The sequence below is a fragment of the Streptomyces daghestanicus genome, assembly GCF_020521275.1.
GTDB lineage: Bacteria > Actinomycetota > Actinomycetes > Streptomycetales > Streptomycetaceae > Streptomyces > Streptomyces griseoviridis.
Window position 1 is genome coordinate 1034077 of record NZ_BNDX01000008.1, and the last position, 24252, is coordinate 1058328.

Annotated in this window: 13 protein-coding genes and 1 pseudogene; 4 read left to right on the forward strand and 10 right to left on the reverse strand. The window is 73.9% G+C overall.

The window, feature by feature from the left end; genetic code table 11:
• Window positions 1-4 precede the first annotated feature (4 nt).
• From Sdagh_RS14020 to Sdagh_RS14030, 3 genes are all read right to left on the reverse strand, one after another.
• The gene (locus Sdagh_RS14020) at window positions 5-3565 is read right to left on the reverse strand and encodes an ATP-dependent helicase (protein ID WP_190077484.1); all 3561 of its coding nucleotides are present in this window, start codon (window positions 3563-3565) and stop codon (window positions 5-7) included.
• A 100-nt stretch (window positions 3566-3665) separates the two neighbouring features.
• Window positions 3666-7283 (reverse strand): ATP-dependent helicase, encoded by a 3618-nt coding sequence (locus Sdagh_RS14025; RefSeq protein WP_190077485.1) that lies wholly within the window; start codon window positions 7281-7283, stop codon window positions 3666-3668.
• A gap of 355 nt (window positions 7284-7638) precedes the next feature.
• Entirely contained in the window at window positions 7639-8025 is a 387-nt protein-coding gene (locus tag Sdagh_RS14030; protein ID WP_306887430.1) for an MGMT family protein, read from the reverse strand.
• A gap of 210 nt (window positions 8026-8235) precedes the next feature.
• Between Sdagh_RS14030 and Sdagh_RS14035 the strand changes: the two genes are divergently transcribed.
• The 3 genes from Sdagh_RS14035 (at window position 8236) to Sdagh_RS14045 (ending at window position 14635) form a co-directional block, all read left to right on the forward strand.
• Window positions 8236-10998: a lysylphosphatidylglycerol synthase domain-containing protein gene (locus tag Sdagh_RS14035; protein WP_189415222.1), complete on the forward strand. Its 2763-nt coding sequence runs from the start codon at window positions 8236-8238 to the stop codon at window positions 10996-10998.
• A 371-nt stretch (window positions 10999-11369) separates the two neighbouring features.
• Window positions 11370-12926, forward strand: a complete 1557-nt coding sequence (locus tag Sdagh_RS14040; protein WP_190077486.1) for an alpha/beta hydrolase — start codon at window positions 11370-11372, stop codon at window positions 12924-12926.
• A gap of 140 nt (window positions 12927-13066) precedes the next feature.
• Window positions 13067-14635 carry an alpha/beta hydrolase gene (locus tag Sdagh_RS14045; RefSeq protein WP_190077487.1) on the forward strand — a complete coding sequence of 523 codons (1569 nt, stop codon included), beginning with the start codon at window positions 13067-13069 and terminating at the stop codon, window positions 14633-14635.
• A gap of 125 nt (window positions 14636-14760) precedes the next feature.
• On the opposite strand, the gene moeZ is transcribed toward Sdagh_RS14045, so the two are convergent.
• From moeZ to Sdagh_RS14065, 4 genes and pseudogenes are all read right to left on the reverse strand, one after another.
• The gene (moeZ, locus tag Sdagh_RS14050) at window positions 14761-15939 is read right to left on the reverse strand and encodes an adenylyltransferase/sulfurtransferase MoeZ (protein ID WP_189415228.1); all 1179 of its coding nucleotides are present in this window, start codon (window positions 15937-15939) and stop codon (window positions 14761-14763) included.
• Window positions 15940-16002: 63 nt separating this feature from the next.
• Window positions 16003-16769 (reverse strand): annotated as a pseudogene (locus tag Sdagh_RS14055) (spherulation-specific family 4 protein).
• Complete coding sequence (locus tag Sdagh_RS14060) at window positions 16757-17800, reverse strand: SDR family oxidoreductase (protein ID WP_190077488.1); 1044 nt, start codon at window positions 17798-17800, stop codon at window positions 16757-16759. The pseudogene Sdagh_RS14055 and the gene Sdagh_RS14060 overlap by 13 nt, the downstream one beginning before the upstream one ends.
• A 194-nt stretch (window positions 17801-17994) precedes the next feature.
• Window positions 17995-19161: a hypothetical protein gene (locus tag Sdagh_RS14065; protein WP_226535111.1), complete on the reverse strand. Its 1167-nt coding sequence runs from the start codon at window positions 19159-19161 to the stop codon at window positions 17995-17997.
• A 25-nt stretch (window positions 19162-19186) separates the two neighbouring features.
• On the opposite strand from Sdagh_RS14065, the gene Sdagh_RS14070 reads away from it, so the two are divergent.
• Window positions 19187-19717, forward strand: coding sequence for a hypothetical protein (locus Sdagh_RS14070; protein ID WP_226535112.1), 531 nt, complete (start codon window positions 19187-19189; stop codon window positions 19715-19717).
• Here the strand turns inward: Sdagh_RS14070 and Sdagh_RS14075 are convergent.
• From Sdagh_RS14075 to Sdagh_RS14085, 3 genes are all read right to left on the reverse strand, one after another.
• A complete protein-coding gene (locus tag Sdagh_RS14075; protein ID WP_189415235.1) occupies window positions 19698-21521 on the reverse strand; it encodes a DUF3492 domain-containing protein in 1824 nt (607 codons plus the stop codon). The genes Sdagh_RS14070 and Sdagh_RS14075 overlap by 20 nt on opposite strands.
• A gap of 235 nt (window positions 21522-21756) precedes the next feature.
• A complete protein-coding gene (locus Sdagh_RS14080) occupies window positions 21757-23220 on the reverse strand; it encodes a DUF3152 domain-containing protein (RefSeq protein WP_190077490.1) in 1464 nt (487 codons plus the stop codon).
• 7 nt (window positions 23221-23227) lie between these two features.
• The gene (locus tag Sdagh_RS14085) at window positions 23228-24229 is read right to left on the reverse strand and encodes an alpha/beta fold hydrolase (protein WP_189415239.1); all 1002 of its coding nucleotides are present in this window, start codon (window positions 24227-24229) and stop codon (window positions 23228-23230) included.
• Between the last annotated feature and the right edge of the window lie 23 nt (window positions 24230-24252).

The following is a 24252-nucleotide window of genomic DNA, read 5'->3' on the forward strand; positions in this document are numbered from 1 at the left end:
GAGCCTACTGGCCCGCACCGACACCCTGGTCGTGCGGTTCGTCACCGTACGCCCCGGGCAGCAGCAGCCGCTCCAGGGCGGCGCGGTCCGGGAGTCCCTCCGGGCGCACCACCTCGCCGGTCCGCACGTAGAGGAAGGCCGCCGTCACCGCGGTGAGCGGTACGCCCTGCCGCTCGGCCCAGGCCAGGCGGTACACCGCGAGCTGGAGCGGGTCCGCGGAACGGGTGCGGGACGTCTTCCAGTCGACGATCTCGTACGTCGCGCCCTCCCCGTCGCCCTCCTTGTAGACGGCGTCGATCCGGCCCCGTACGACGCGGCCGGCGAGCGAGAGCTGGAAGGGGGTCTCGACCCGGTACGGCGTGCGGTGGGCGTACTCGGTGCGCTCGAAGGCCTCCTTCAGGGCGGCCAGGTCGTCCTCGCCGGCTATCTCGGCGTCGTCGCCGGGCAGCTCGTCGGGTTCCAGGAAGGGCAGGGTCAGCTCCTCGAAGCGGGCCTCGACCCAGGCGTGGAAGCGGGTGCCGCGGCGGGCGGCGGGCCGGGGTGCCTGGGGCATGGGGCGGGCCAGCTCCTGGGCGAGGCCGTCGGGGTCGGCGGCCAGGCGCAGCAGCTGGGTCGCGGTCAGTGACACGGGCAACGGGACCTCGGTGACGCTCGCGCGCGCGCGGAGCAGCTCGCCGGCGAGGGCGTCGAGGTCGCGGTCCCAGGAGGCGACGGTGCGGGCCTCCTCCGGGGTGAGAAAGGTCTCGTCGGCGGGGCTCGGGGCGGCGGTGTCTGCGGCACTCGGGGGGTGCGGGCGAGGCGTCTCCGGACCGGCGGGACGCGCCTCCGGACCGGCGTGACGCGTCTTCGGGGGCGTGGCCTGATGGGGGACCGAGGGGCGGCGGGGCGTCCGCTCCCGCGCGCCGGAGGGGTGCTCGTCGGGGAACGGGGCGGCGTCCCCTTCCAGGAAGGGGTCCTCTTCGTAGGGCGGCTCGTCGTCCTCCGGGGGCGGCGGCCAGTCGGGGTCGTCATAGGTGTCCGGGTCGTGCACGGCGGCGGTGGGCCGGCCGTGGTCGCCGGCGGCGGCGAGGTGCTCCAGGTGGGCGAGGACCGTCTCGGCGGCCGTCCGGCGGCGGGCCAGGGCCGCCCGGTCCAGGGGCAGCGGCCAGGTCTGGACGGTGTCCGCCCGGTGCAGTGCGGGGTTCTCCTCGCCCTCGGCGGGCGGGTCCGCCCAGACCTCGATCTCACCGTGTCCCGCCGCGCAGTGGTCGTACAGGGCCTGGAGGAAGTCGGAGGGCCCCCGGGGCTTCTTCTGTGTGGGACCCCACCAGTGGCCCGAACCCAGGAGGAGGGAGCGGGGGCGGGTGAAGGCGACGTAGCCGAGGCGCAGCTCCTCGGTGTGCTGGTGCTCCTTCATGGCCTCGTGGAAGTCCTTGAGGCCACGGGAGTCCCAGGAGCCGACGTCGGGGAGGGTGGCGGCGTCGCCCCGCAGCCGGTGCGGGAGGACCTTGCCCTGCGCGGTCCACTTCTCGCGGCCCTGGGTGCTGGGGAAGGTGCCGGTGACCAGGCCGGGGACGGCGACGACGTCCCACTCCAGCCCCTTGGACCGGTGCGCGGTGAGCACCTTGACGGTGTTCTCACCGCCCGGAAGCGCGTTGTCGAGCCCTTTCTCGTACTGGGCGGCGGTGCGCAGGAAGCCGAGGAAGGCGAGCAGGTTGGCCTCGCCGTCACCGGCGGCGAAGGAGGCGGCGACGTCGAGGAAGTTGGAGAGGGTCTCGCGGCGGCGGGCGGCCAGCGCGTGCGGGGACGCCGACAGCTCCACTTCCAGACCGGTGACGGCGAGCACGCGGTGCAGGACGTCCATCAGCGGGTCGGCCAGGGAGCGGCGCAGGTCGCGCAGTTCGGTGGCCAGGCGCGCGAAGCGCACCCGCGCGTCCGGCGAGAACGGCAGCCCGTCGTCGTCCCCGCCGCCCGCCAGCGGCGTCTCCAGGAACGTGTCCAGCGCGTCCGCGAGCGAGATCACCTCGGCGGGGTCGACGCCCTCGACGGCCTCGGCCAGCCGCCGGTCGGGGTCGTCGTCGCCGGCCACGCGCGCGTGGGCGACGAGCCGGCGGGCGCGGCGCCCCAGCAGGGCGAGGTCGCGCGGCCCGATCCGCCAGCGCGGGCCGGTGAGCAGCCGCACCAGGGCGGCGTTGGCACCGGGATCCTGGAGCACTTCGCAGACGGCTACCAGGTCCGCGATCTCGGGCAGGTGCAGCAGCCCGGAGAGGCCGACGACCTCGACGGGGACGTCGCGGGCCACCAGGGCGCCCTGGATCTCGGCGAAGTCGGTCGCCGTGCGGCACAGGACGGCGATCTCGCCGGGCGCCGTCCCGGTCCGTACGAGGTGGGCGACGGAGTCGGCGATCCAGTCGATCTCCTCCGCGTGGGTCGGCAGCAGGGCGCAGCGGACGACGCCGTCGTGCTCGGCGCCGGGCGCCGGGCGGAGGGCCTCCACGCCCGCGTGCATCGCGCGCAGCGGTCCGGCGAGGCCGTTGGCGAGGTCGAGGAGCCTGCCGCCGCTGCGGCGGTTCTCGCTGAGCGCCTGGCGGACGGCGGGGCGGCCGTCGGCGCGGGCGAAGTGCTCGGGGAAGTCGTCGAGGTTGGCGACGGACGCGCCGCGCCAGCCGTAGATCGCCTGGCAGGGATCGCCGACGGCGGTCACGGGGTGGCCGGTGCCGCCGCCGAAGAGACCGGCCAGCAGGACGCGCTGGGCCACCGAGGTGTCCTGGTACTCGTCGAGCAGGACGACCCGGAACTCCTCGCGCAGCAGCCGGCCCACCTCCGGGACCCGCGCGAGCCGCGCGGACAGGGCGATCTGGTCGCCGAAGTCGAGGAGGTCGCGGTCGCGTTTGGCGGACCGGTAGCGCATCACCAGCTCGGCCAGCTCCCGCCGGGCGGCGGCGGCCTCCGGCACCTTGCGCAGGTCGGCGTTGCTGAGCTTGACGGTCCGGAGGGTCTCCAGGAGGTCCGCGTCCCAGGAGCGCAGGTCCTCGGGGCGTACGAGGTGTTCGGACAGCTCGGAGTCGAGGGTGAGGAGGTCGCCGACCAGGTCGGGGAAGGAGCGGGTCAGCGCCGGGTAGAGACCCGGGGCCTCGCGCAGCACCCGCGCGGCGAGCTGGTAGCGGGTGGCATCAGCGAGCAGCCGGGTGGCCGGTTCCAGGCCGATGCGCAGGCCGTGGTCGGCGAGCAGCCGGCCGGCGAAGGCGTGGTACGTGGAGATCACCGGCTCGCCCGGGGGGTGGTCCGGATCGATGGCGTCCGGGTCGGTGACGCCGGCCTTGATCAGCGCCTTGCGGACGCGTTCGGCCAGCTCACCGGCGGCCTTGTTGGTGAAGGTCAGGCCGAGCACCTGCTCGGGGGCGACCTGGCCGGTGCCGACCAGCCAGACCACGCGCGCCGCCATCACCGTCGTCTTGCCGGAGCCGGCCCCGGCCACGATCACCTGCGGGGCGGGCGGCGCGATGATGCACGCCGTCTGCTCCGGGGTGAACGGGATGCCGAGGAGCTCCTTGAGCTGTTCGGGATCGGTGATACGGGCGGACACGGGAAAAAGGCTAGCGGCGAGCACTGACAGCAGGGGCCGGATCATCTGCCGGGGCGGGAGAAGCGCAGGTCGGCACGGGTGGTGCGTTGCGTCACGCGGGTCACTCGACCACGTGGCGGCCCTCCGGCCGCGCGCTGCACGAGGCCCGGAAGGCGCAGTGCGCGCAGTGCTGGCCCGCGGTCGGCGTGAACCGTTCGTCGAGGACCTTGCCCGCGGCCGTGGCCAGCAGCTCCCCGACCCACTCGCCCCCGGCGCCGGCGACCGGCTCCTGCGCCTGCACCTTCGGCAGGGTCTCGCCGCCGTCCCGCTGGGCGGCGCCCTGGCGCAGCTGGACCAGCTCGGCACCGCCCGGCTCGGGGCGTACGCCGTCGAACGCCTCGTCGACGGCGCCCTCGCGGACGGCGAGCTGGTAGACGGCGAGCTGCGGGTGCCGGGCCACCTCGGCGGAGCTGGGGGCCTGTTTGCCGGTCTTGAAGTCGACGACGTAGGCGCGGCCGTCGGTGTCGGCCTCCACGCGGTCCATCTGGCCCCGGATGCGCACCTCGTAGTCGCCCGCGGCGAGCGTGACGTCGAAGTCGTGCTCGCTGGCCACCGGCGTCCGTCCAGCGCGGTCCATGACGTGCCACTTCAGGAAGCGTTCGAGCGCCACGCGCGCGTGGGCCTTCTCCTGCTCCGACTTCCACGGCGCGTCGAACGCGAGCGCGTTCCACACCGAGTCCAGCCGCTCCATGAGGACGTCGAGGTCGGCGGGGGTGTGCCCGGAGGCGACCTCGTCGGCGAGGACGTGCACCACGTTGCCGAAGCCCTGCGCGGCGGTCGCGGGGGCGTCGGCCTTCACCTCGCGGCCGAGGAACCACTGGAGGGCGCAGGTGTTGGCGAGCTGGTCGAGGGCGCTGCCGGAGAGCACGACGGGCTGATCACGGTCGCGCAGCGGCACCTTGGACTCGGTGGGTTCGAACATGCCCCACCAGCGGTAGGGGTGCGCGGCCGGCACCAGGGGCCGGCCGTCTTCGTCGCTGAGGGCGGCGAGCCGGGCCAGCCGCTGGGCTGCGGCCTCGCGCAGGGCGTCCGAGACGCGCGGGTCCACGGTCGTGGCGCGCAGCTCGGCGACCAGGGCGGCGACCGACAGGGGGCGGCGCGGGCGCCCGGTGACGTCCTTGGGCTCGACGCCCAGCTCGGTCAGGAACCGGGAGGGCTGGTCGCCGTCGTCCGCCGGTGCCCTGACGGCCGTGACGACGAGACGCTCCCGCGCGCGCGTGGCGGCCACGTAGAACAGGCGGCGCTCCTCGGCGAGCAGGGCGCCGGGGCTGAGGGGCTCGGCGAGTCCGTCCCGGCCGATCCGGTCGGCCTCCAGCAGGGAGCCGCGGCGGCGCAGGTCTGGCCAGAGTCCCTCCTGGACGCCGGCCACGACGACCAGCCGCCACTCCAGGCCCTTGGCGCGGTGCGCGGTCATCAGGCGTACGGCCTCGGGGCGCACGGCACGCCGCGTGAGGGTGTCGGCGGCGATGTCCTCGGCCTCGATCTCCTCCAGGAAGTTCAGGGCGCCCCGGCCACCGGTGCGCTCCTCGGCGCGCGCGGCGGTCGCGAACAGGGCGCATACGGCGTCCAGGTCCCGGTCGGCGTTGCGGCCGGCGGCACCGCCGCGCCAGGCGGCCCGCGCCAGGCGTCCGGGCCACGGGGTGCCCGCCCACAGCTCCCACAGCGCTTCCTCGGCCGTACCGCCCTTCGCCAGGCGCTCCCGGGCGGTACGGAGCAGCGCGCCCAGGCGCTGTGCGCCCCGCGCGTACGCCGGGTCGTGGACGGCCAGCCGTTCCGGCTCGGCCAGCGCCCGCGCGAGCAGCTGGTCCGAGGGGGGCGGCAGCGCGTTGCCCGCGGCCCGCTCCTCCTCACGGAGGGCCCGGCCGAGCCGGCGCAGGTCGGCGGCGTCCATGCCGGCGAGGGGGGAGGTGAGCAGGGTGAGGGCGGTCTCCGTGTCGAGCCAGCACGGGGTGATGTCGGCGGAATTTGCAGAGACGGCGGGGTCGGCGGGGTCGGCGGGGTCGGCGGGGTCGGCGGGAGGGTCCGCCGGTTCTGGATTCCCGGGTTCCGAGCCTTCGGCCTCCGGGACGCCCGGTCGCGTATCGGCCGGTTCCGTAGTAGTCGGCTCCGTATCCGTCGGTCCCGCATCGCTCGGTCCCGTATCGGCCGGTCGCGGGCCGGCCGGTCCCTCATCGCTCGGTCCCGTATCGGTCGGTCGCGGGTCGTCAGGTCCCTCATCGCTCGGTCCCGTATCGGCCGGTCGCGGGTCGTCAGGTTCCGCTTCCACCACGCCCACCGGTTGCGCCGCCTCCGCCGTCGCCACCGCGCGCAGGGCCGTCAGCAGTGGCGCGACCGCCGGCTCGTGGCGCAGGGGCAGGTCGTCGCCGTCCACGTCGACCGGGACACCGGCCGAGGTGAGAGCGCGGCGCACCGCCGGGAGGGTGCGGGCGCCGGCGCGCACCAGGACGGCCATCTCGCTCCAGGGGACGCCGTCCTCCAGGTGTGCCCGGCGCAGGATGTCGGCGACGTTGTCCAGCTCCGTGCCGGCCGTCGGGTACGTGTACACCTCGACGTGCCCGCCGTCCCGTACCGGCTGCGGTTCCCGGTGGGCGCGCACCTGCTCGGCGGGGAGCCGGGGCAGCGGCATGCGCCGGGTCAGCAGCCGGGTGGCGGCCAGCAGGGTCGCACCGGAGCGGCGGGCGGCGCGCAGCACTCGTACGGGTGCCGGACGGCCGTCCACGCGCGGGAAGGCGTGCGGGAACTCCAGGATGCCGCCGACGTCCGCGCCCCGGAACGCGTAGATCGACTGGTCGGGGTCACCGAAGGCGACCAGGGTGCGGCCACCGCCCGCGAGGGCGTGCAGCAGCCGTACCTGGGCCGGGTCGGTGTCCTGGTACTCGTCGACGTACACGGCGTCGTACTGGCCGGCGAGGCGTTCGGCGGCCTCGGGGCGCTGGGCGAGGAGCACCGCGCGGTGGACGAGTTCCGCGTAGTCGAGCACGCCCTGGAGGTCGAGCACGTCGAGGTACTCGGCGAGGAAGACGGCGGCGGCCCGCCAGTCGGGGCGGCCGATGCGCCGGGCGAAGTCGGCCAGGGCGTCCGGGCCGAGGCCCAGTTCGCGGCTGCGGGCGAGCACCGCGCGGACCTCGTCGGCGAAGCCCCGGGTGGTCAGGCAGGCACGCAGTTCGTCGGGCCAGCGCACGTGGGCCAGTCCGAGCCGTTCGAGGTCGGCCTGGCCGGCGAGCAGCTCGCGTACGGCCACGTCCTGCTCCGGGCCGGAGAGCAGCCGCAGCGGCTCGGCGAACACGTCGCTGTCCTGGTGGGCGCGGACGAGGGCGTAGCTGAAGGAGTGGAACGTGGTCGCGCGCGGGGCGCGCGCCGCGCCGGTGCGCCGTGCCATGCGGTCGCGCAGTTCGACGGCGGCCTTCCGGCTGAAGGTCAGCACGAGGATGCGTTCGGGGTCGGTGCCGGCGGCGATCCGGGCCGCGACGGACTCCACGAGCGTGGTCGTCTTGCCGGTGCCCGGACCGGCGAGCACGAGCAGCGGGCCGGTGCCGTGGTCAACCACGGTGCGTTGGGCGGCGTCCAGAAGAGGGGGCGTCACGCGCGAGGGCGGCGTACGAACCAGTCGGTAAGCGCCACGGTCCGCCTGGCGCACCTGGGTGTGCGCCGGGCGGCTGATGGAGGAAGAGGAGCTCACGTGGTTCGCCGGTCCTGGTGGGTGTGCTGGTGGGACGACCGCCGCGCGGGACGGACGGTGGACGCGTAGTGGGTCGGGACGGGGGACGGTCGGTGGGCGGGGCGGGAACAGCGGACGGGACGGGAACGGTGGACGGCAGAGGAACGGTGGGCGCGGGGTGAACGGGATGCGCGCGGCCGACGCTACGCCGCCGGAAAGACCGGAAGCAGAACTTCCGCTTCTCTCCTCCCGCCGCCCGCGGCGCATGGGTCACGCGCCCCTCGAACGTACGTCATGTCACGGACGTGCCCGATCCGCCCCGATTCCCTCGTACGGATCACCGGTCACTCATCGAGGCGCCGGATGGCGGAAGCTGTCAGGTGTGACCCTGCGCGTGCTCGCCGCCGTCCCACCGCGCCCGTCTCATGTCGATGCGCGGCAGGTGGCCTTCCGCGGCCCGGCCCGCCTCCTTCAGGGGCGTCCCCTCCTCCCGGTACCGGTCGAGCGCCTCCAGTTCGTGCCCAGGGAGCAAGGCGCCGTCGGCACGGACCACGCGCCACCAGGGAACGCCCACCCCATAGAGGGACATCACGCGGCCGACCTGCCGAGGGCCGCCCTCCTCCAGCCATTCGGCGACGTCCCCGTAGGTCATGACGCGTCCTGGCGGGATCAGTTCCGTGACCTCGAGGACCCGCTCGGCGTACTCGGGCAGCGCGTCCGGGGGCCCGGAACGGACACCGTCCGGAAGACTTTCCTCGCTCATCCGACCCATAGTGCCGCACCCCACCGACACCGTGGCGCGCTCACGCGACCGGTCCGCGTCCCTCGCCCGGAGGATGCGCTTCGGGCAGACTGTGCGGCCCGCGGGTCCGCCCTGATCCACCCCCTGATCCACCCTGATGCCCCCGTGTGTCGGTGCGGCATGCCACCATCGTGCGGGCGGTGACCAGTGATACGGGAGCAAGAAGAGACGATGAAGCAGCAGGGTGTGCGGCCCGGCGACACGCAGGGCACCTCTGACGCTTCGTCGCGCCCCGGCGCCGTCGGCGGCAGCAAGGGGAGCACCGGAAGCACCGCGCAGGACGCCGACCTCGCGGACACCGCGCACATCGACGAGGTGGAGGGCGACGAACCGCTCCTCCCCGCGCGCGTGCACCGCCCTTCCGACCTGATGCGGCTCCTGGTGGGCGTGCTCGCCATCGGCGTGCTGCTCGCCGTCGCCGCGTTCGCCCACGGCACCACCTCGGGCCTCGAACAGGACATCAACAAGGGCACCGGCCAGGCACCCGACCTCCTGATCAAGATCGCGGGCCTGGCCTCCAGCATCGCCATCCTGCTGGTCCCGGTCGCCTTCGCGATCGAGCGGCTGATCAAACGGGACGGGCTGCGGATCGCCGACGGCGTGCTGGCCGCCGTACTCGCCCATGGAGTGACACTCGCCACGGACCTGTGGGTCGCGAAAGCCGCGCCCGGGTCGATCCAGGAGGCGCTGACCCAGCCCTCGCCGGGCGACATCCACGCCCTCACCGATCCGGTGCACGGCTACCTGGCGCCGGTCATCGCGTACATGACGGCCGTCGGCATGTCCCGCAGACCGCGGTGGCGCGCGGTGCTGTGGATCGTGCTGCTCCTCGACGCGTTCTCGATGCTCGTCACCGGCTACACGACCCCGTTCTCGATCATCCTGACCGTGCTGATCGGCTGGACCGTCGCCTACGGAACGCTGTACGCGGTCGGCTCGCCCAACGTCCGGCCCACCGGACGCACCCTCATGGCGGGCCTGAAGACGGTCGGCTTCCGCCCGGTGACCGCCTCCCGCGAGGAGGCGCCGGCGGACACCCTGGAGACCGGCGACCGCGGCCGGCGCTACTTCGTCACCCTGGAGGACGGCCCGCCGCTGGACGTCACGGTCGTCGACCGCGAGCAGCAGGCGCAGGGCTTCTTCTACCGCGCGTGGCGCAATCTCACCCTGCGCGGCTTCGCCACCCGCAGCAGCCTCCAGTCACTGCGCCAGGCACTGGAGCAGGAGGCACTGCTCGCCTACGCGGCCATCGCGGCCGGCGCCAACGCCCCGAAACTGATCGCCACCTCGGAACTGGGCCCCGACGCGGTGATGCTCGTCTACGAGCACACCGGTGGCCGTTCCCTCGACTCGCTGGCGGACGAGGAGATCACCGACGACCTGCTGCGCGACACCTGGGAGCAGGTACGGGCCCTCCAGTCGCGGCGCATCGCGCACCGCAGGCTGGTCGGAGACGCGATCCTGGTGGATCGTTCCGGCACCGTGAGCATCACGGACCTGCGCACCGGCGAGATCGCCGCGGGCGACCTGCTGCTGCGGATGGACATCTCCCAGTTGCTGGTGACGCTCGGGCTGCGGGTCGGGGCCGAGCGGTCGGTGTCCTCCGCGGTGAGCGTCCTCGGCCCGGACGCGGTGGCCGACTGTCTGCCGATGCTCCAGCCGATCGCGCTGAGCCGCTCCACGCGCGCGACGCTGCGCAGACTGGCCCGGGAGCGGTCCCAGCGGGAGCGCGAGGCCGTCCTGGAGGCGTCCCGGCAGGCCAAGCAGGCCCGCGTGGAGGCCGCGGCGGACCACGAGGGCGCGGGTGCCACCGTCGGCCTGCCCGTCCCGGCCGAGAAATCCGGGAGACCGGACAAGAAGGCCGAGCGCGCGGAGCAGCGGGCCGAGAAACGGGCCCTGGACGAGGCCATGGAGGAGGCGCGCGAGGAGGACCTGCTCACCCAGATCCGCCACCAGGTGCTGCGGATCAGGCCGCAGGCACCCGTCGAACCGGCCCGGCTGGAACGCATCCGGCCGCGCACCCTGATCAGCTTCATCGCCGGTGCGATCGGCGCGTACTTCCTGCTCACCCAGCTCACCCACATCGAGTTCGGCCCGCTGATCGCCAACGCGGAGTGGGGCTGGGTCGCCGCGGCCGTGCTGTTCTCGGCGGTGAGCTATGTGGCGGCCGCGATGGCGCTGCTGGGGTTCGTGCCGGAACGGGTGCCGTTCCCGCGGACCGTGGCCGCGCAGGTCGCCGGTTCCTTCGTGAAGATCATCGCGCCGGCGGCGGTCGGCGGTGTCGCGCTGAACACACGCTTCCTGCAGCGCGCCGGCGTACGCCCCGGGCTCGCGGTGGCGAGCGTCGGCGCGTCACAGCTGTTCGGACTCGGCTGCCACATCCTGATGCTGCTGTCCTTCGGCTATCTGACCGGCACCGAGAAGACCCCGTCGCTGTCACCGTCCCGGACGGTCATCGCGGGTCTGCTGACGGTGGCGGTCCTGGTGCTCGTCGTCACCTCGGTGCCCTTCCTGCGGAAATTCGTCGTCACGCGCGTACGCTCGCTTTTCGCGGGTGTCGTGCCGCGCATGCTGGACGTGCTCCAGCGCCCGCAGAAGCTGGTCACCGGTATCGGCGGCATGCTGCTGCTCACCGCGTGCTTCGTGATGTGTCTGGACGCCTCGATCCGCGCGTTCGGCGACGAGTCGACGTCCATCAGCATCGCCAGCGTCGCCGTCGTCTTCCTCGCGGGCAACGCGCTGGGGTCCGCCGCGCCCACCCCCGGCGGTGTGGGCGCGGTGGAGGCGACGCTGACGCTCGGCCTGATCGCCGTGGGCCTGCCCAAGGAGGTCGCCGCCCCGGCGGTGCTCCTCTTCCGCCTCCTGACCCTGTGGCTGCCGGTCCTGCCGGGCTGGCTGGCCTTCAACCACCTGACGAGGAAACAGGCGTTGTAGCGCGCCCCGTACGCCGCGTGGAGGCGCACTGCTCCCGGTCTGCACGCCGGGTGCAGGCGCACTGCTCCCGGTGCGCGCGCCGCCTCGCGCCTCGTACGCGCGTAGCCGGTACTGCGCACGGCCCGTACCTCGCCTCGTAGCCCGCACCTCATACGGCCCGTACCTCATAGAGCCAGCACTTCCACACGGTCCGCCCCTCGTACGGTCCGTATCAGTCCGCACCTCAACCCTCTACGGTCCGTATCAGTCCGCACCTCAACCTCGTACGGTCCGTATCGGTCCGCACCTCACCTCGTACGGTCCGTATCGGTCCGTACCTCGTACGGCCCGCGCCCCGAGCGCCCTGACCGGCCGGGTCGCACGATGGGGGCATGCCGAATCCCGCCCGGCTGCGCGCCGCCGCCCCCGCCGCCTCCGTCCTCCTGCTGTCCTCCCTGCTGGCAGGCTGCGGCGGTGACAGCGGCACCGCCGCGGACGACGGTGACCTCACCCGGCAGAAGCTCTCCTGGCAGGACTGTCCGGCCCCCTCCCCGGCCCAGGGCGGGGGCAGCGCGCCCTCTCCGCTGCCGGACGGCGGCACTTGGCAGTGCGCCACGATGAAGGCCCCGCTCGACTGGGACGACCCGGACGGTGCCACGATCGGCATCGCGTTGATCCGGGCCAGGGCGAGCGGCGCCGCCGACCGACGGATCGGCTCACTGATCTTCAACTTCGGCGGTCCGGGCGGCTCGGGCGTCACCACGCTGCCCGCCTTCGGGGAGGACTACGCGAAGCTGCGCACCCGCTACGACCTGGTCAGTTTCGACCCGCGCGGGGTGGGCCGCAGCGCGCCCGTGGAATGCCTGGACGACCGGCAGCTCGACAGCTACTTCCAGCAGGACGCCACTCCCGACGACGCGTCGGAACGCACCGAGCTGATGGACAACACCGAGAAGTTCAACGCGGCCTGCGAGCAGCACTCCGAGAAGATGCTGCCGAACGTCGCCACCACGGACGCGGCCCGCGACATGGACCTGATGCGCCAGGTCCTCGGCGACGACAAGCTGCACTACTTCGGCATCTCCTACGGCACCGAACTCGGCGGCGTCTACGCCCACCTCTTCCCGAAGAAGGTGGGCCGGGCCGTCTTCGACGCCGTGGTCGACCCGACGCAGAACGCGGAACAGGGCTCGCTCGGCCAGGCCAAGGGTTTCCAGCGGGCCCTCGACAACTACGCGCGGGACTGCGTCTCCCAGACCGAGGACTGCCCCGTGGGCGACACCGCCCAGGACGTCAAGGACCGTATCGCCCGGCTGCTGAAGAACCTCGACGAGAAGCCGATCCCCGGCATCCCCCCGCGCCGGCTCACCCAGACCGCCGCGACCAGCGGCATCGCCCAGTCCCTGTACTCCCAGGACCTCTGGGAGTACCTCACCGAAGGGTTGACGCAGGCGTACGAGGGTGACGGCCGCATCCTCATGGCCCTCTCCGACGCGTTGAACGGGCGCGGCGAGAACGGCGAGTACAGCAACATCACCGCGGCCAACATCTCCATCAACTGCGCCGACGACAAGTCCCGGTACGACGCCGCCTACGTGCAGAAGAAGCTGCCCGAGTTCCGCGCCGCCTCCCCCGTCTTCGGTGACTATCTCGCCTGGTCCATGGTCGGTTGCGCCGACTGGGCGGTGGCCGGTGCCGCCGACCACCCCGACGTCGGCGCGCCGGGCGCCCCGCCGGTCCTGGTCGTCGGCAACACCGGTGACCCGGCCACGCCGTACGAGGGCGCGCGGAAGATGGTGGACGCCCTGGGCCCCGGCGTCGGTGTGGAGCTGACCTACAAGGGGCAGGGCCATGGTGCCTACGACAGCAAGAACGCCTGCGTGCGGAACGCGGTCGACGGATACCTTCTGAACGGGCGGACACCGAAGGCCGGGACGGTCTGCACCTGACCCGACGGACCACCACAGACGGGCAAACCAGCAGGTCAGAGGGTTATCCACAGGCCGCGACGAGTGTGTTGCGCTCGCCCTACCATGGCATGACAGCCATCCGCCGCACGGCGCGGACGGCCCGTCAGGGGGGAACGCACATGGGGCGGTACACGGCGCACCCGGGTCGGCGCGCGCGGTCGAGGTTCGCGGGGTGGACGGCTTCCCTGGCAGCGGCGGGACTGCTGCTGTCGGGATGCAGCACGGGTGCGTCCGACGGTGGCGAGGACGGAACGGGGGACGGCGGTGCCGCGACCACCGGAGCGTCGCCGGCATCGCTGACGTCCCAGCGGCTCGACTGGGGCCGCTGCGAGGCGACCGGCGACGCTCCGGCGCCGGGCCGGGACTGGCAGTGCGCCGACCTCGAAGTGCCGGTGGACTGGGCGAAGCCCGAGGGTGAGCGGATGGAGCTGGCCCTGATCCGTGCCAAGGCCACCGGTGCGAAGCGGGCCGGCTCGCTGCTGTTCAACTTCGGCGGCCCCGGCGGCTCGGGCATCTCCACGATGCCCTCCTACGCCTCCCTGGTGTCCTCCCTGCACGAGCGGTACGACCTGGTCAGCTGGGACCCGCGGGGAGTGGCCGCGAGCGAGGGCATCCGCTGCCGCGACGACGAGGAGATCCAGGCCGCCGAGTCGGCGGTGGACGCCACCCCCGACACCCCGGGCGAGGAGCAGGCGTATCTGAAGGACGCCGCCGACTTCGGCGCGGGCTGCGAGCGGGCCGCCGCGAAGCTGATGACCCATGTCTCGACCACGGACACCGCCCGCGACATGGACCTGATGCGCCAGGTCCTCGGCGACGACGAACTGCACTACTTCGGCATCTCCTACGGCACCGAACTCGGCGGCGTCTACGCCCACCTCTTCCCGGAGAACGTGGGGCGCATGGTCCTGGACGCGGTCGTCGACCCGACCGCGGACACCATCGGTCACGCCGAGCACCAGGCCAGGGGCTTCCAGCGGGCGCTGGACGATTACCTCCGCTCCACCGGCCGGGACCCCGAGCAGGGCTCTCGGGAGATCGCCGGTCTGCTGGACCGGCTCGACACCGAGCCGCTGCCCACGTCGTCAGAAGGCAGGGAACTGACGCAGACGCTGGCGCTCACCGGGATCGTGCTGCCGCTGTACGGCAAGTCCAGCTGGCCGGCGCTGACCAGTGCGCTGTCGGCGGCCGAGAAGGGCGACGGTTCGGAACTGCTGGCCCTCGCCGACGGCTACAACGAGCGGGACGCCTCGGGACGCTACGGCACGAGCAGCCACTCCCAACGGGTCATATCGTGCTTGGACGACAGGGAGCGGCCGACGGCGGCGGAGGCGAAGGAGCTGCTCCCGGAGTTCGAGCGGATCTCCCCCGTGTTCGGCTCCTTCCTCGGCTGGGACACCGCCGGCTGGTGTCACGACTGGCCGGTGGCCGGGCAGTACGAGACGCCGGAGGTCAGCGCGGCCGGAGCGGCCCCGGTGCTGGTCGTGGGCAACACCGGGGACCCGGCGACGCCCTACGAGGGCGCCCGCAGGATGGCGGACGAACTGGGCCCGGACGTCGGTGTGATGCTCACCTGGAAGGGCGAGGGACACGGCGCGTACGGGAGCGGGAGCGACTGTGTCGACTCCACGGTGGACGCCTATCTCCTGGAGGGGACCGTGCCGGAGGACGGCAAGGTCTGCTCCTGACGCCCGGCGCCGGGAGCCGGTACGCGACGGCGGGGACCCCGGGCACCTGGGGTGCGCGAGATCCCCGCCGTTCGGGAGACCTGGCCGGACGCGTCCTGGCGTGCCGGCCACCGGCGGACCGGCCGTCAGTAGACCGGCTTCTCCGGCTCGATCTGGTTGACCCAGCCGATCACGCCGCCGCCGACGTGCACGGCGTCGGAGAAACCGGCCGACTTCAGGACCGCGAGGACTTCCGCACTGCGGACGCCCGTCTTGCAGTGCAAGACGATCTTCTTGTCCTGCGGGAGGTTCTCCAGGGCCGTACCCATGAGGAACTCGTTCTTCGGGATCAGCCGCGCGCCCGGGATCGAGACGATCTCGTACTCGTTCTGTTCGCGGACGTCGATGATCTCGATGTTCTCGCCCTCGTCGATCCACTCCTTGAGCTGCTTGGGAGTGATCGTGGAGTCGGCCGCCGCCGCCTGGGCCTCTTCGGAGACGACGCCGCAGAAGGCCTCGTAGTCGATCAGCTCGGTGACGGTGGGGTTCTCGCCGCAGACCGCGCAGTCGGGGTCCTTGCGGACCTTGACCTGGCGGTACTGCATCTCCAGGGCGTCGTAGATCATCAGGCGGCCGACCAGCGGCTCGCCGATGCCGGCGAGGAGCTTGATGGCCTCGTTGACCTGGATGGAGCCGATGGACGCGCACAGCACGCCCAGGACGCCGCCCTCGGCGCAGGAGGGGACCATGCCGGGGGGCGGGGGCTCCGGGTAGAGGCAGCGGTAGCAGGGGCCGTGCTCGGACCAGAAAACGGAGGCCTGTCCGTCGAACCGGTAGATCGAGCCCCAGATGTACGGCTTGTTCAGCAGCACACAGGCGTCGTTGACCAGGTAGCGGGTGGCGAAGTTGTCGGTGCCGTCGACGATCAGGTCGTACTGGCTGAAGATGTCCATCACGTTGTCGGCTTCGAGCCGCTCCTCGTGAAGGACGACGTTCGTGTACGGGTTGATGCCCTTGACGGTGTCACGCGCGGACTCGGCCTTGGAGCGGCCGATGTCGGACTGGCTGTGGATGATCTGGCGCTGCAGGTTCGACTCGTCGACCTCGTCGAACTCCACGATGCCGAGGGTGCCGACACCCGCGGCGGCGAGGTACATCAACGCCGGCGAACCCAGGCCGCCGGCGCCCACACACAGCACCTTGGCGTTCTTCAGCCGCTTCTGCCCGTCCATCCCGACGTCAGGAATGATCAGGTGGCGGGAGTACCTGCGGACCTCGTCTACGGTGAGCTCAGAAGCTGGCTCTACCAGGGGTGGCAGCGACACGGGGACTCCGTTGGTCGGTCAGTCATTACGGGTTGTTCCCCCGTAACACTGCCACGGCCTTTTTCATTCCGAGACACCTGTCCCGATGCGCGAGACGATGGTGTCCCAGTAGCCGGGCATCGTCCCCCAGGGGCTCGGCTCGACGCGGCCCCGGTGGTCCGTGCGGTCGGTGAACCAGACCGTCGCGGCGCCCTGCCAGCGGGCGATGCGCAGGGCCTCGTCGAGGTGCAGGGCGGGGACGCCGTGGACGAGGTGGCAGAAGCGTTCGGGCGGGTGGCCGACGGTCCACTCCGCCACCTGGGACCCGCGGTAGTCGCTCCGGGGGCCGCGGAAGGTGACCAGTCGGTCGGCGTTCTCGGCGTAGCCGGGATACGGGTGGGTGCCGTGGCCCAGCACGATGTGGGCGCCGTCACCGGCCGCGCGCAGCGCGGCGACCGTGCCGCGGACCGCGGGAAAGGCCTCCCGGTCGGCGGGGCAGTGGTCCAGGAGGAAGCCGTCGGCCCGGTACCAGTCGAGATACCGCCGGGCCTCGGTGAGCAGCGCGCCGGCCCCTCCGCCCCCGAGGCGGGTGCCGTACGCGGCGTCGAGCCGGCCGAGGACGCGGACACGGCGTTGCGCAGCCGGCCGGCCGCGGCCAGGCAGTGCCGGTCGGGCGCGGTGCCCGGTCCGTCGGCGACGTCCAGGACGACCCAGTGCAGGGGGGTGCCCGGCCGGGTGAGTTCGGCCCACTCGGCCAAGGCGACCAGGGGATGGGCCAGGCCGGGGACGCCGAGGCCGGTACGGATGCCGGTGCTCGCGGTGCCCCTCCGGGCGCGGGTCAGATGCGGCATGCGGCTTCCATCCAGATGTCGGCCAGCGACTCCTCGAGGTTGATACGCGGGCGCCAGCCGAGCCGGTCGCGGGCGGTGCGCACATCGGCCTGCTGCCAGCTGCCGCAGCCGTCCGGGTACGGGTAGGCGGCGGGCGACGGGTGGTCGGTGTCGCTCCGGGGGCTGAGTCCGTCCACGCGGTGACCGGCGGACTCGGCGCGGTGGCCGAGCGAGTCGGCCCGGTGCGTCATGGCCTCGGCCCGGGGATGGCCGATGACGGGCCGCAGGGCGCCGGGCGGACCGTCGAGTTCGTGGAGGGCGCCGCCGTAGCCGGCCACCCGGGCGAGGGTGGCGGCGGCGTCCCGGAGGCGGACGGCGCGGCCGGAGCCGATGTTGATGACGCCCTGCGCGGCGGAGAGGGAGGCGGCGTGCACGGCGCGCGCCACGTCGCGGACGTCCACGAAGTCCCGTTGGGCGCCTAGGCCGCCGAGGCGCAGTTCGCCGTCGCCGGACTGCATGGCGCGGCGCATGGCCTCGGCGAGGCGGCCCAGCGGGGAACCGGCGGGGGTGCCGGGGCCGGCCGGGGAGAAGACGCGGAGCACGACGGCGTCCAGGCCCGAGCCGAGGACCAGTTCGGTGGCGGCGAGTTTGCTGACGCCGTAGGGGCCGCCGGGCCGGGGGACGGCGTCCTCGGCCGTGGAGGAACCGGGCTGGCTGGGCCCGTACTCCGCGCTGCACCCGATCTGCACCAGGCGGGCCCCGCAGCCGCTGCGGCGCAGGGCCTCGCAGACGGTGGCGACGGCGACGGTGTTGTGCCGGGTGAGTTCGCGGGCGCCGCCGCGGGTGGTGCCCGCGCAGTTGATGACGACGCCGGGGTGGACGGCGTCGAGGAAGCGGGTGAGGGCGCCGGGGCTGCCGGTGGCGAGGTCGAAGCGGACGTCCGCGTCGTCGCCGCGGCCGAGCGCGGTGAGCTGGACGGCCGGGTCGGCGAGCAGGCGGTCGGCGACGAAGCGGCCGAGGTAGCCATTGGCTCCGATCAGCAGGACTCTCATCGGACGACTCCCGGGGCCGAGGCTTCGGGTCGGGAGGTGGTCATGTCGGGTTCTCCTTCAGGGGGTGATGCCGGGCGGAAGGGCGGTGGCCGGGTCTCAGCTACGGGACGGGCGGCACGCCGGAAGGTCGGTGAGGGGCGCGGAGGCGCGTGGGTGCGGCGGGCCGTGGGCGGTGGGGGCCGGGAGCGGGGGGTTCATCGGTGGGGCTCCGGGTGGGCGTGGGCCGAGGCTCGGGTCAAGCGACGGTTCGCGTGCAGCAGCAGGACCAGGGCGCCGGTGCCGCAGGCCACGGTCGGAACGCTCTGGGTGCCCCACGTGGTGATGAGCGCCTCCACGGGCGTGGCCAGGACGCCGCAGCCGGGCAGGCGGCTCGCGAAGAGGCCGGCCAGGGCGGTGGCCTCGACGGTCGCCGCCGTGGTGAGGGCGAAGGAGGGGGCGTAGGCGTAGCCGTGGCCGGTGAGGAGGCGGGCCAGCAGCAGGAGGGCCCCGAGGGAGAGGGCCGACGCGTAACCGGCGGATTGGTCCAGGGCCGCGCCGGTGAGGGCGAGGAGGGCCGCCAGCGCGGCCAGGAACAAGAGGAAGGAGCCGCACAGCAACGGCCGTACGGAGGCGGCGAACTCCTCCAGTCCGCGGCTCGCCCCCAGCCTGCGGCGGGCGCGTACGGTGAAGAAGCGGGCGCACCAGGCCGCGGGTGCGCAGGCCAGCGTCAGGGCCAGCACGGGAGCGACGGTGACGGGCCAGGGACCGTCGGCGGCGCCGGTGGGCGGGCCGTCGGGGCCACCGGTGAGGGCCGCGTCGAGGAGCCCGTCGCCGAGCAGGGCGTAGGCGATGAGCCAGTGGACCCAGAGGGAGCTGTGGTCGTCCGCGGCGCCCGGGAGGCGCCCCCGGCGCAGCAGCGCGCGCACGGCCAGGGTGACCGCGAGCACGCCGACGACGGCCGTGATCAGGCGTGGCTGGCCTTGGGTGAGCCGCAGGCCGGACACCGTGGCGACGCCGAGGGCACCGGGGAGCAGGGTGAGGACGATCCAGCGGGTGCCGGGCCGGCGGACGGAGGGGGTGGTGGGGCTCTCGGTCTCCGGGGTCCGTCCGGAACCGGAGGGGGTGCCGTCGCGCGGGACGCGGGCGTACATCTCCTCGGCGAGGGTGAAGACGTCACGGTGACGGAAACGGTTGGCGGTCCGGTCGGTGATGCCGTGGGCCTCCAGGCCCGCCGCGATCTCCAGGGGGTCGACGGCTCTTCGGCACAGCTCCTGGTGGCGGTGGATCAGGGCCTTCACGGGGTCCGCGCCGGTCCGCCGGGCGGCGGCGGGTCGGGTCCTCCCGGCAGGACGGACGGAGAGCGCCCCGGGCGCCTGCCCCATCCCCGGCCGTGCCTCCGAGCCGGCCTTGGCATCCGGAGCCGACACGGACACCGATGCCGAGCCCGGACCGGACGCCGGACCGGAAGCCGAGCCCGACACGGACGCCGGACCCGAACCGAAGCCCGGCACGGACGCCGGACCGGAAGCGAAGCCCGGCACGGACGCCGACCCCGAACCGGAAGCCGACCCCCACACGGACGCCGACCCCGAACCGGAAGCCGACCCCCACACGGACGCCGGCCCCGGACCGGAAGCCGAGCCCGACACGGACGCCGGACCCGAACCGAAGCCCGGCACGGACGCCGGACCGGAAGCGAAGCCCGGCACGGACGCCGACCCCGAACCGGAAGCCGACCCCCACACGGACGCCGACCCCGAACCGGAAGCCGACCCCCACACGGACGCCGGCCCCGGACCGGAAGCCGAGCCCGACAAGGCCCCCGCACCCGTCGCCTCCGTCAGGTACGCCCCGGACCGTTCGTCCCAGGCGCCGGGGCTGCCCGGGGCCGCGGGTCGGTCCAGGCCGTCGAAGCCGCTCATCGGGCCCCCTCGGTGACGGGTACCGGGGTGTCCGTCGCCCAGCCCGGCCCGCCACGGACGACCGTCCGGGACTCGACGGGGGTGCCGAGACCGCCCCCGCCCGCGCCCCCGCCCCCGCTCCCGGGACCGGCGCTCCAGCGGCCGGGGACGTACGCCTCGGCCGGCACCGCGAACGGCAGGGACGCGCCCGCGCTGTCGAGGCCGCCGCGGCGCAGCGGGGTACGGGAGAGGATCTCCAGGTAGATGCCGTGGAAGGCGGCGGTGTTCTGCTCGACGGTGAACAGTTCGAGTGCGCGGGCGCGCGCGGCGGCGCCCAGGCGCTCACGGCGCGCGGGGTCGCGCAGCAGCGCCACGCACGCCTCGGCGAGCGCCCGCGGATTGCGCGGCGGTACGACCGATCCGGTGCCGCCGATCACCTCCACCACCGCGCCGACCTCGGTCGACACCGTGGCTCGGCCGCAGAGCATGGCCTCGACCAGCCCCACCGGGAAGCCCTCGACGACGCTGGAGAGGACGACCAGGGAACCGGCCGCGTAGGCGTCGGCGACGGTCGGCAGGTCCGGCCCGCCGACCTCCTCGAAGGACACCGGGTTCCGGCCCACGGCGTACGGACCGTCGGCCTCGTCGGGGAAGAGCTGGGCGGCGAGTCCCCGGCAGTGCGCGAGATAGGCGGCCTCCCCGGCCTCACCGACACCACCGGCACCACCGGCACCACCGCCCTCCTCCCCGAACGCTCCCCCTGGACCGGAACCGGGGACTGGACCGGGAACGGACACGATCCGCAGCCGGGCCCCCGGCACCGCCTTCCGGATCTCGGCGAACGCGTGCAGCAGTGAGACCAGGTCCTTGGCCGGTTCGACCCGGCCGACCCACACGAGGGTGTTCGGACCGGCGTCGCCGCGCGCCTCGCCGGCCGCGGCGAACGGGGCCGCGTCCATGCCGGGGTGGACCGTGCGCAGCTTGTGCCGGTCGGCCCCGCACCGCTCCTGCCAGCGCCGGGCGTGCGTGTTGCCGTGGGTGACGACGGCGGCCCGGCGGTAGATCTCCGTGGCGAGCCGGCCGTGGAAGGCGGCGAGCAGGGCGCGTACGGCCGGTGAGGCGTCGGGCGCGGTCAGGTAGTGCGTACGCAGCCGCACGCCGTACTCGGTCACCAGCAGCGGTACGCCGAAGAAGTGCCGGGCCAGCAGGCCGGGCAGGGCGGCGGCACCGCCGGACGTCGCGTGGCACAGGTCGACCGCGCCGAGACCGGCGTCCTCGTACCAGCCGAGCGAGAGGGGGCGCAGGGCGCGTTCCAGATGGCCCGCGACGGCGAGGAGATCGGGGACGCGCGCCTCGCGCGCGGGTCGCTGGGCGCCCGGCGCGCGACAGGCGTGCTCCAGAGCCCGTACGGCGGCTTCGGAGCGGAGCGCGGCCACCAGGCCGTTCTCGTCGCGAGCGAGTTCGGCGAGCCCGTACAAGGCGTTGGCGAAACGGTCCGCCTCTGCGGCGGAGGCGTCTCCCGCGGTGCCGGACGACGGGTCCGGACGGCCCGCCGCGCACAGGACGGCGGCGAGGGCGCCGTAGCACTCGGTGAAGCGCCGGCGGGCGCGCCGGCCGTACACCACCCCGTCGTCCTCGGCGGTCCACAGCGGGGCGGTGCGCACCCGGCGGACCTGCGGCGGCAGCGGGACCCAGCCCGCGTCCTCCTGGCGCTCGCACCGGCTGAGCGCGTGGACGTCGAACTCGTGCTGCCCGAGCCCGCGCACGAGCCGGTCGCACCAGAGTCCGGCGTCGCCGCTGACGTACGGGTAACCGTTCTCCGTCAGTAGTCCGATGCGCACACGCACCCCCGATGTCCCGTATGGGGAGCCGCCGTTGGTCCGGCGGCTCGCAGCGGGGACGAACGTATGCGGACAAGGCGGTGGCGCGACGGACGGTTGTCCATCACGCCACCAAAAGGGGTGAACGGGCGTAACTTTCCCGGGCGAAGCGCGTTCGGTCGCGTCAAGGGAGCGGACGAACACCGAGCGTCACGTCATGGCCGCACCCGGTCGGGCGACTCTCACGCGGCGCGGCTCAGGCGGACGGGTACGGCCAGGCGTTGGGGCGGCAGCGGATGCCGTCGTACTCCAGGAACTTGGTCTGCTGCTGCATGACGGGAGCGAGGTCGCCGTCCTTGTCGCAGGTCACGTGGTTGTGGCCGAGGCGGTGACCGACCTCGTGGTTGATCAGCATCTGCCGGTAGGGGTAGATCTTGTCGTCGCCGTAGGTCTTCGCGCCCTTGGCCCACCGGTAGGCGTTGATCATGACGCGTTCGGTGGCGGCCGAGTCACAGGAGACGTTGTCGATCGTGGTGTCCAGGCCGGACTTGGCGCACCAGTCGGCGGTCGTGCCCGGGCTGGCCAGAGTGATCACGAAGTCGGGGTGACCGGAGTGGACGCGTTCGAACGTACGGGCGCCGTTGTGGGCCCAGCTGCGGTCGTCGTTGAGGGTCTTCTGCACCGCCTGCGCGAAGAGTTCGCCGTCGAGGCCGAGCCCCTTCTCGACGTCCACGCGGTAGGTGTACTTCTGCCCCCTCCCCGGCGCCTTGTCGACGCCCTCGATCGCGTCGAACTCGCCGGAGCCCTTGAGTGTGGCGCTGAGCGGATAGACCGTGCCCATCTTCTGCGCGTACGTCAGCGGCGCCGCCGCGCTCGGTCCGGAACCGGAGCCCGCTCCCGCATCGGACGTGCCCATCTCCTCCGCCGCGCCCGGAACGGAGCCCTGTTCCGCGCCCGCCCGGTCGGCGGCCGACCGGGACGCCGCGGCCTCGCCGGCACGCCCGTCGGCGACCTGCCCGGCCACGACGACGGCCAGCACGATGGTGACGGCCGCCGCGGCGACGCCGGTGAAGGCCCGCCCCTTGCCGCCCCCGCGGACGGGACCGCCCCCGTCGCTCCGGCCACCGGCGGTGGCGCGGGAGCCGGGCGGGGGCGCGTCGGCCCGGACTCGCGCGGTCCCGGACGCGGGCGTGAACACGGACCCGGCCGCCGGGGCGGAGCCGGACGCGGACGGGGAGGCCGCGGAGGCCGCGGAGGCACTGGGGTCGTCGGACCCGCGCTCGAACGCGTCGAGGTACTCCTGCCGGGGTCCGCCGCCTCCCCGTGCCCCCGGCGTGCGCGCCCCCTGGGGCGCCTGCCGCTGCCGGGGCAGGGACAGGCCGGGACCGCGCGGCGCGCCCGGAGCCGCGCCGGCCGCCCCGAACTCGCCCCAGCCGCCGCCCGGTTCGCGCTGCTCGGGGTGTCCGCCTCGCACCTGCCCGGCCGGACCCACCCGCCCCGTGCCGAAGGCCGGTGTGTCGTAGGCCCGGGTGCCGCGCGGCGGACGCGCGCCGACCCGGCCGGCGGGGGACCCGTCACCGTACGGAGGTCCCGTCCGCTCCCCGGGCGGCGTCGACGGGCCGCCCCGCTCCTCGGGCCGTGCGCTTTGGCGTTCCCGTGCTGCGGTGGCGTCCGCGGGGTCGCCCTTGGGGGCCGGCCCGCGACGGCTGTGGCGTCCCACTCGCGCCTCAGCCTCCTGTGTTCTCGTCGGTGTGCCGATCGTCGGCGGCCGTCGATCCGGCGGTGTCCGCGAGGAGTTCGCGGAGGGCCGTGGCGACCGTCTGCGGATACTCCATCATGGCGACGTGGCCCGCGTCCGGAAGGGTCAGCAACCGCGCGTCGCGGAAGGCGCGGGCCGCGCGCTGTGCCATGCGGTAGCCGACGAGCTTGTCCCGGCCGCCGTAGACCAGCAGGGTCGGCGCGAGGACCCGCTCGGCCTGGCGCCACAGGCCGTGCTGGCCGCCCACCGTGTAGGCGTTGACGATGCCCCGCGCGGAGCGCGCCATCGCGTCCCAGAAGTACGGCAGCCGCTGCCGCCGCTCCATCTCCTCCACGGCGTGCCGCAGGCCCTCTTCCGACACCCGCGCGGGATCGCCGTAACAGAGCGCCATGACGCCGCGGACCCGCTGCTCCGCCGTCCAGTCCCGGCTCACGCGGGTGAACAGCGCGGCTACGCCGGGCAGGGCCAGCAGTCCGGTGGGCACGGCACTGCGCTGGACGCGGATCTCGGGCAGCGCGGGCGAGATCAGGGTCAGCGTGCGCACCAGGTCGGGGCGGACGGCGGCGACGCGGGTGGCGACGGCGCCGCCGAGCGAGTTGCCCACCAGATGGACGGGGCCGCGGCCCGACGCGTCGAGGTGGCGGATCACCGCGCGCGCGTGCCCGGTGATCGAGTAGTCGCCGTCGTCCGGTGGCGGGGAGTCGCCGAAGCCCGGCAGGTCGACCGCCTCGTTGTCGAGCACGTCGTCCAGCAGCGGCATCAGCGCCGACCAGTTCTGCGAGGAACCGCCGAGGCCGTGGACATACAGGGCGGGCGGCAGTCCCTCGCGGGCCGGGCGCCTTGACCGCACCGTCAGCGTGATCCCCGGCAGCCGCACCGACCGCAGCCGCTCGCCCTCCGCGACCCGGACCGCGGTCGCCTCCGGCAGCACATTGGCGGGCGGCACGGACGGCAGCTCGGTCGAAGACATGCGGCAATGTTACGAGACGATCA

Excerpts from the sequence above, each read along its gene's own strand:
- Sdagh_RS14045 (WP_190077487.1), top strand. The coding sequence starts at position 13,067 with ATGGGGCGGTACACGGCGCACCCGGGTCGGCGCGCGCGGTCGAGGTTC.
- Sdagh_RS14035 (WP_189415222.1), top strand. The coding sequence starts at position 8,236 with ATGAAGCAGCAGGGTGTGCGGCCCGGCGACACGCAGGGCACCTCTGAC.
- Sdagh_RS14060 (WP_190077488.1), bottom strand. The coding sequence starts at position 17,800 with ATGAGAGTCCTGCTGATCGGAGCCAATGGCTACCTCGGCCGCTTCGTC.
- Sdagh_RS14030 (WP_306887430.1), bottom strand. The coding sequence starts at position 8,025 with ATGAGCGAGGAAAGTCTTCCGGACGGTGTCCGTTCCGGGCCCCCGGAC.
- Sdagh_RS14065 (WP_226535111.1), bottom strand. The coding sequence starts at position 19,161 with ATGGGGCAGGCGCCCGGGGCGCTCTCCGTCCGTCCTGCCGGGAGGACC.
- Sdagh_RS14085 (WP_189415239.1), bottom strand. The coding sequence starts at position 24,229 with ATGTCTTCGACCGAGCTGCCGTCCGTGCCGCCCGCCAATGTGCTGCCG.
- Sdagh_RS14040 (WP_190077486.1), top strand. The coding sequence starts at position 11,370 with ATGCCGAATCCCGCCCGGCTGCGCGCCGCCGCCCCCGCCGCCTCCGTC.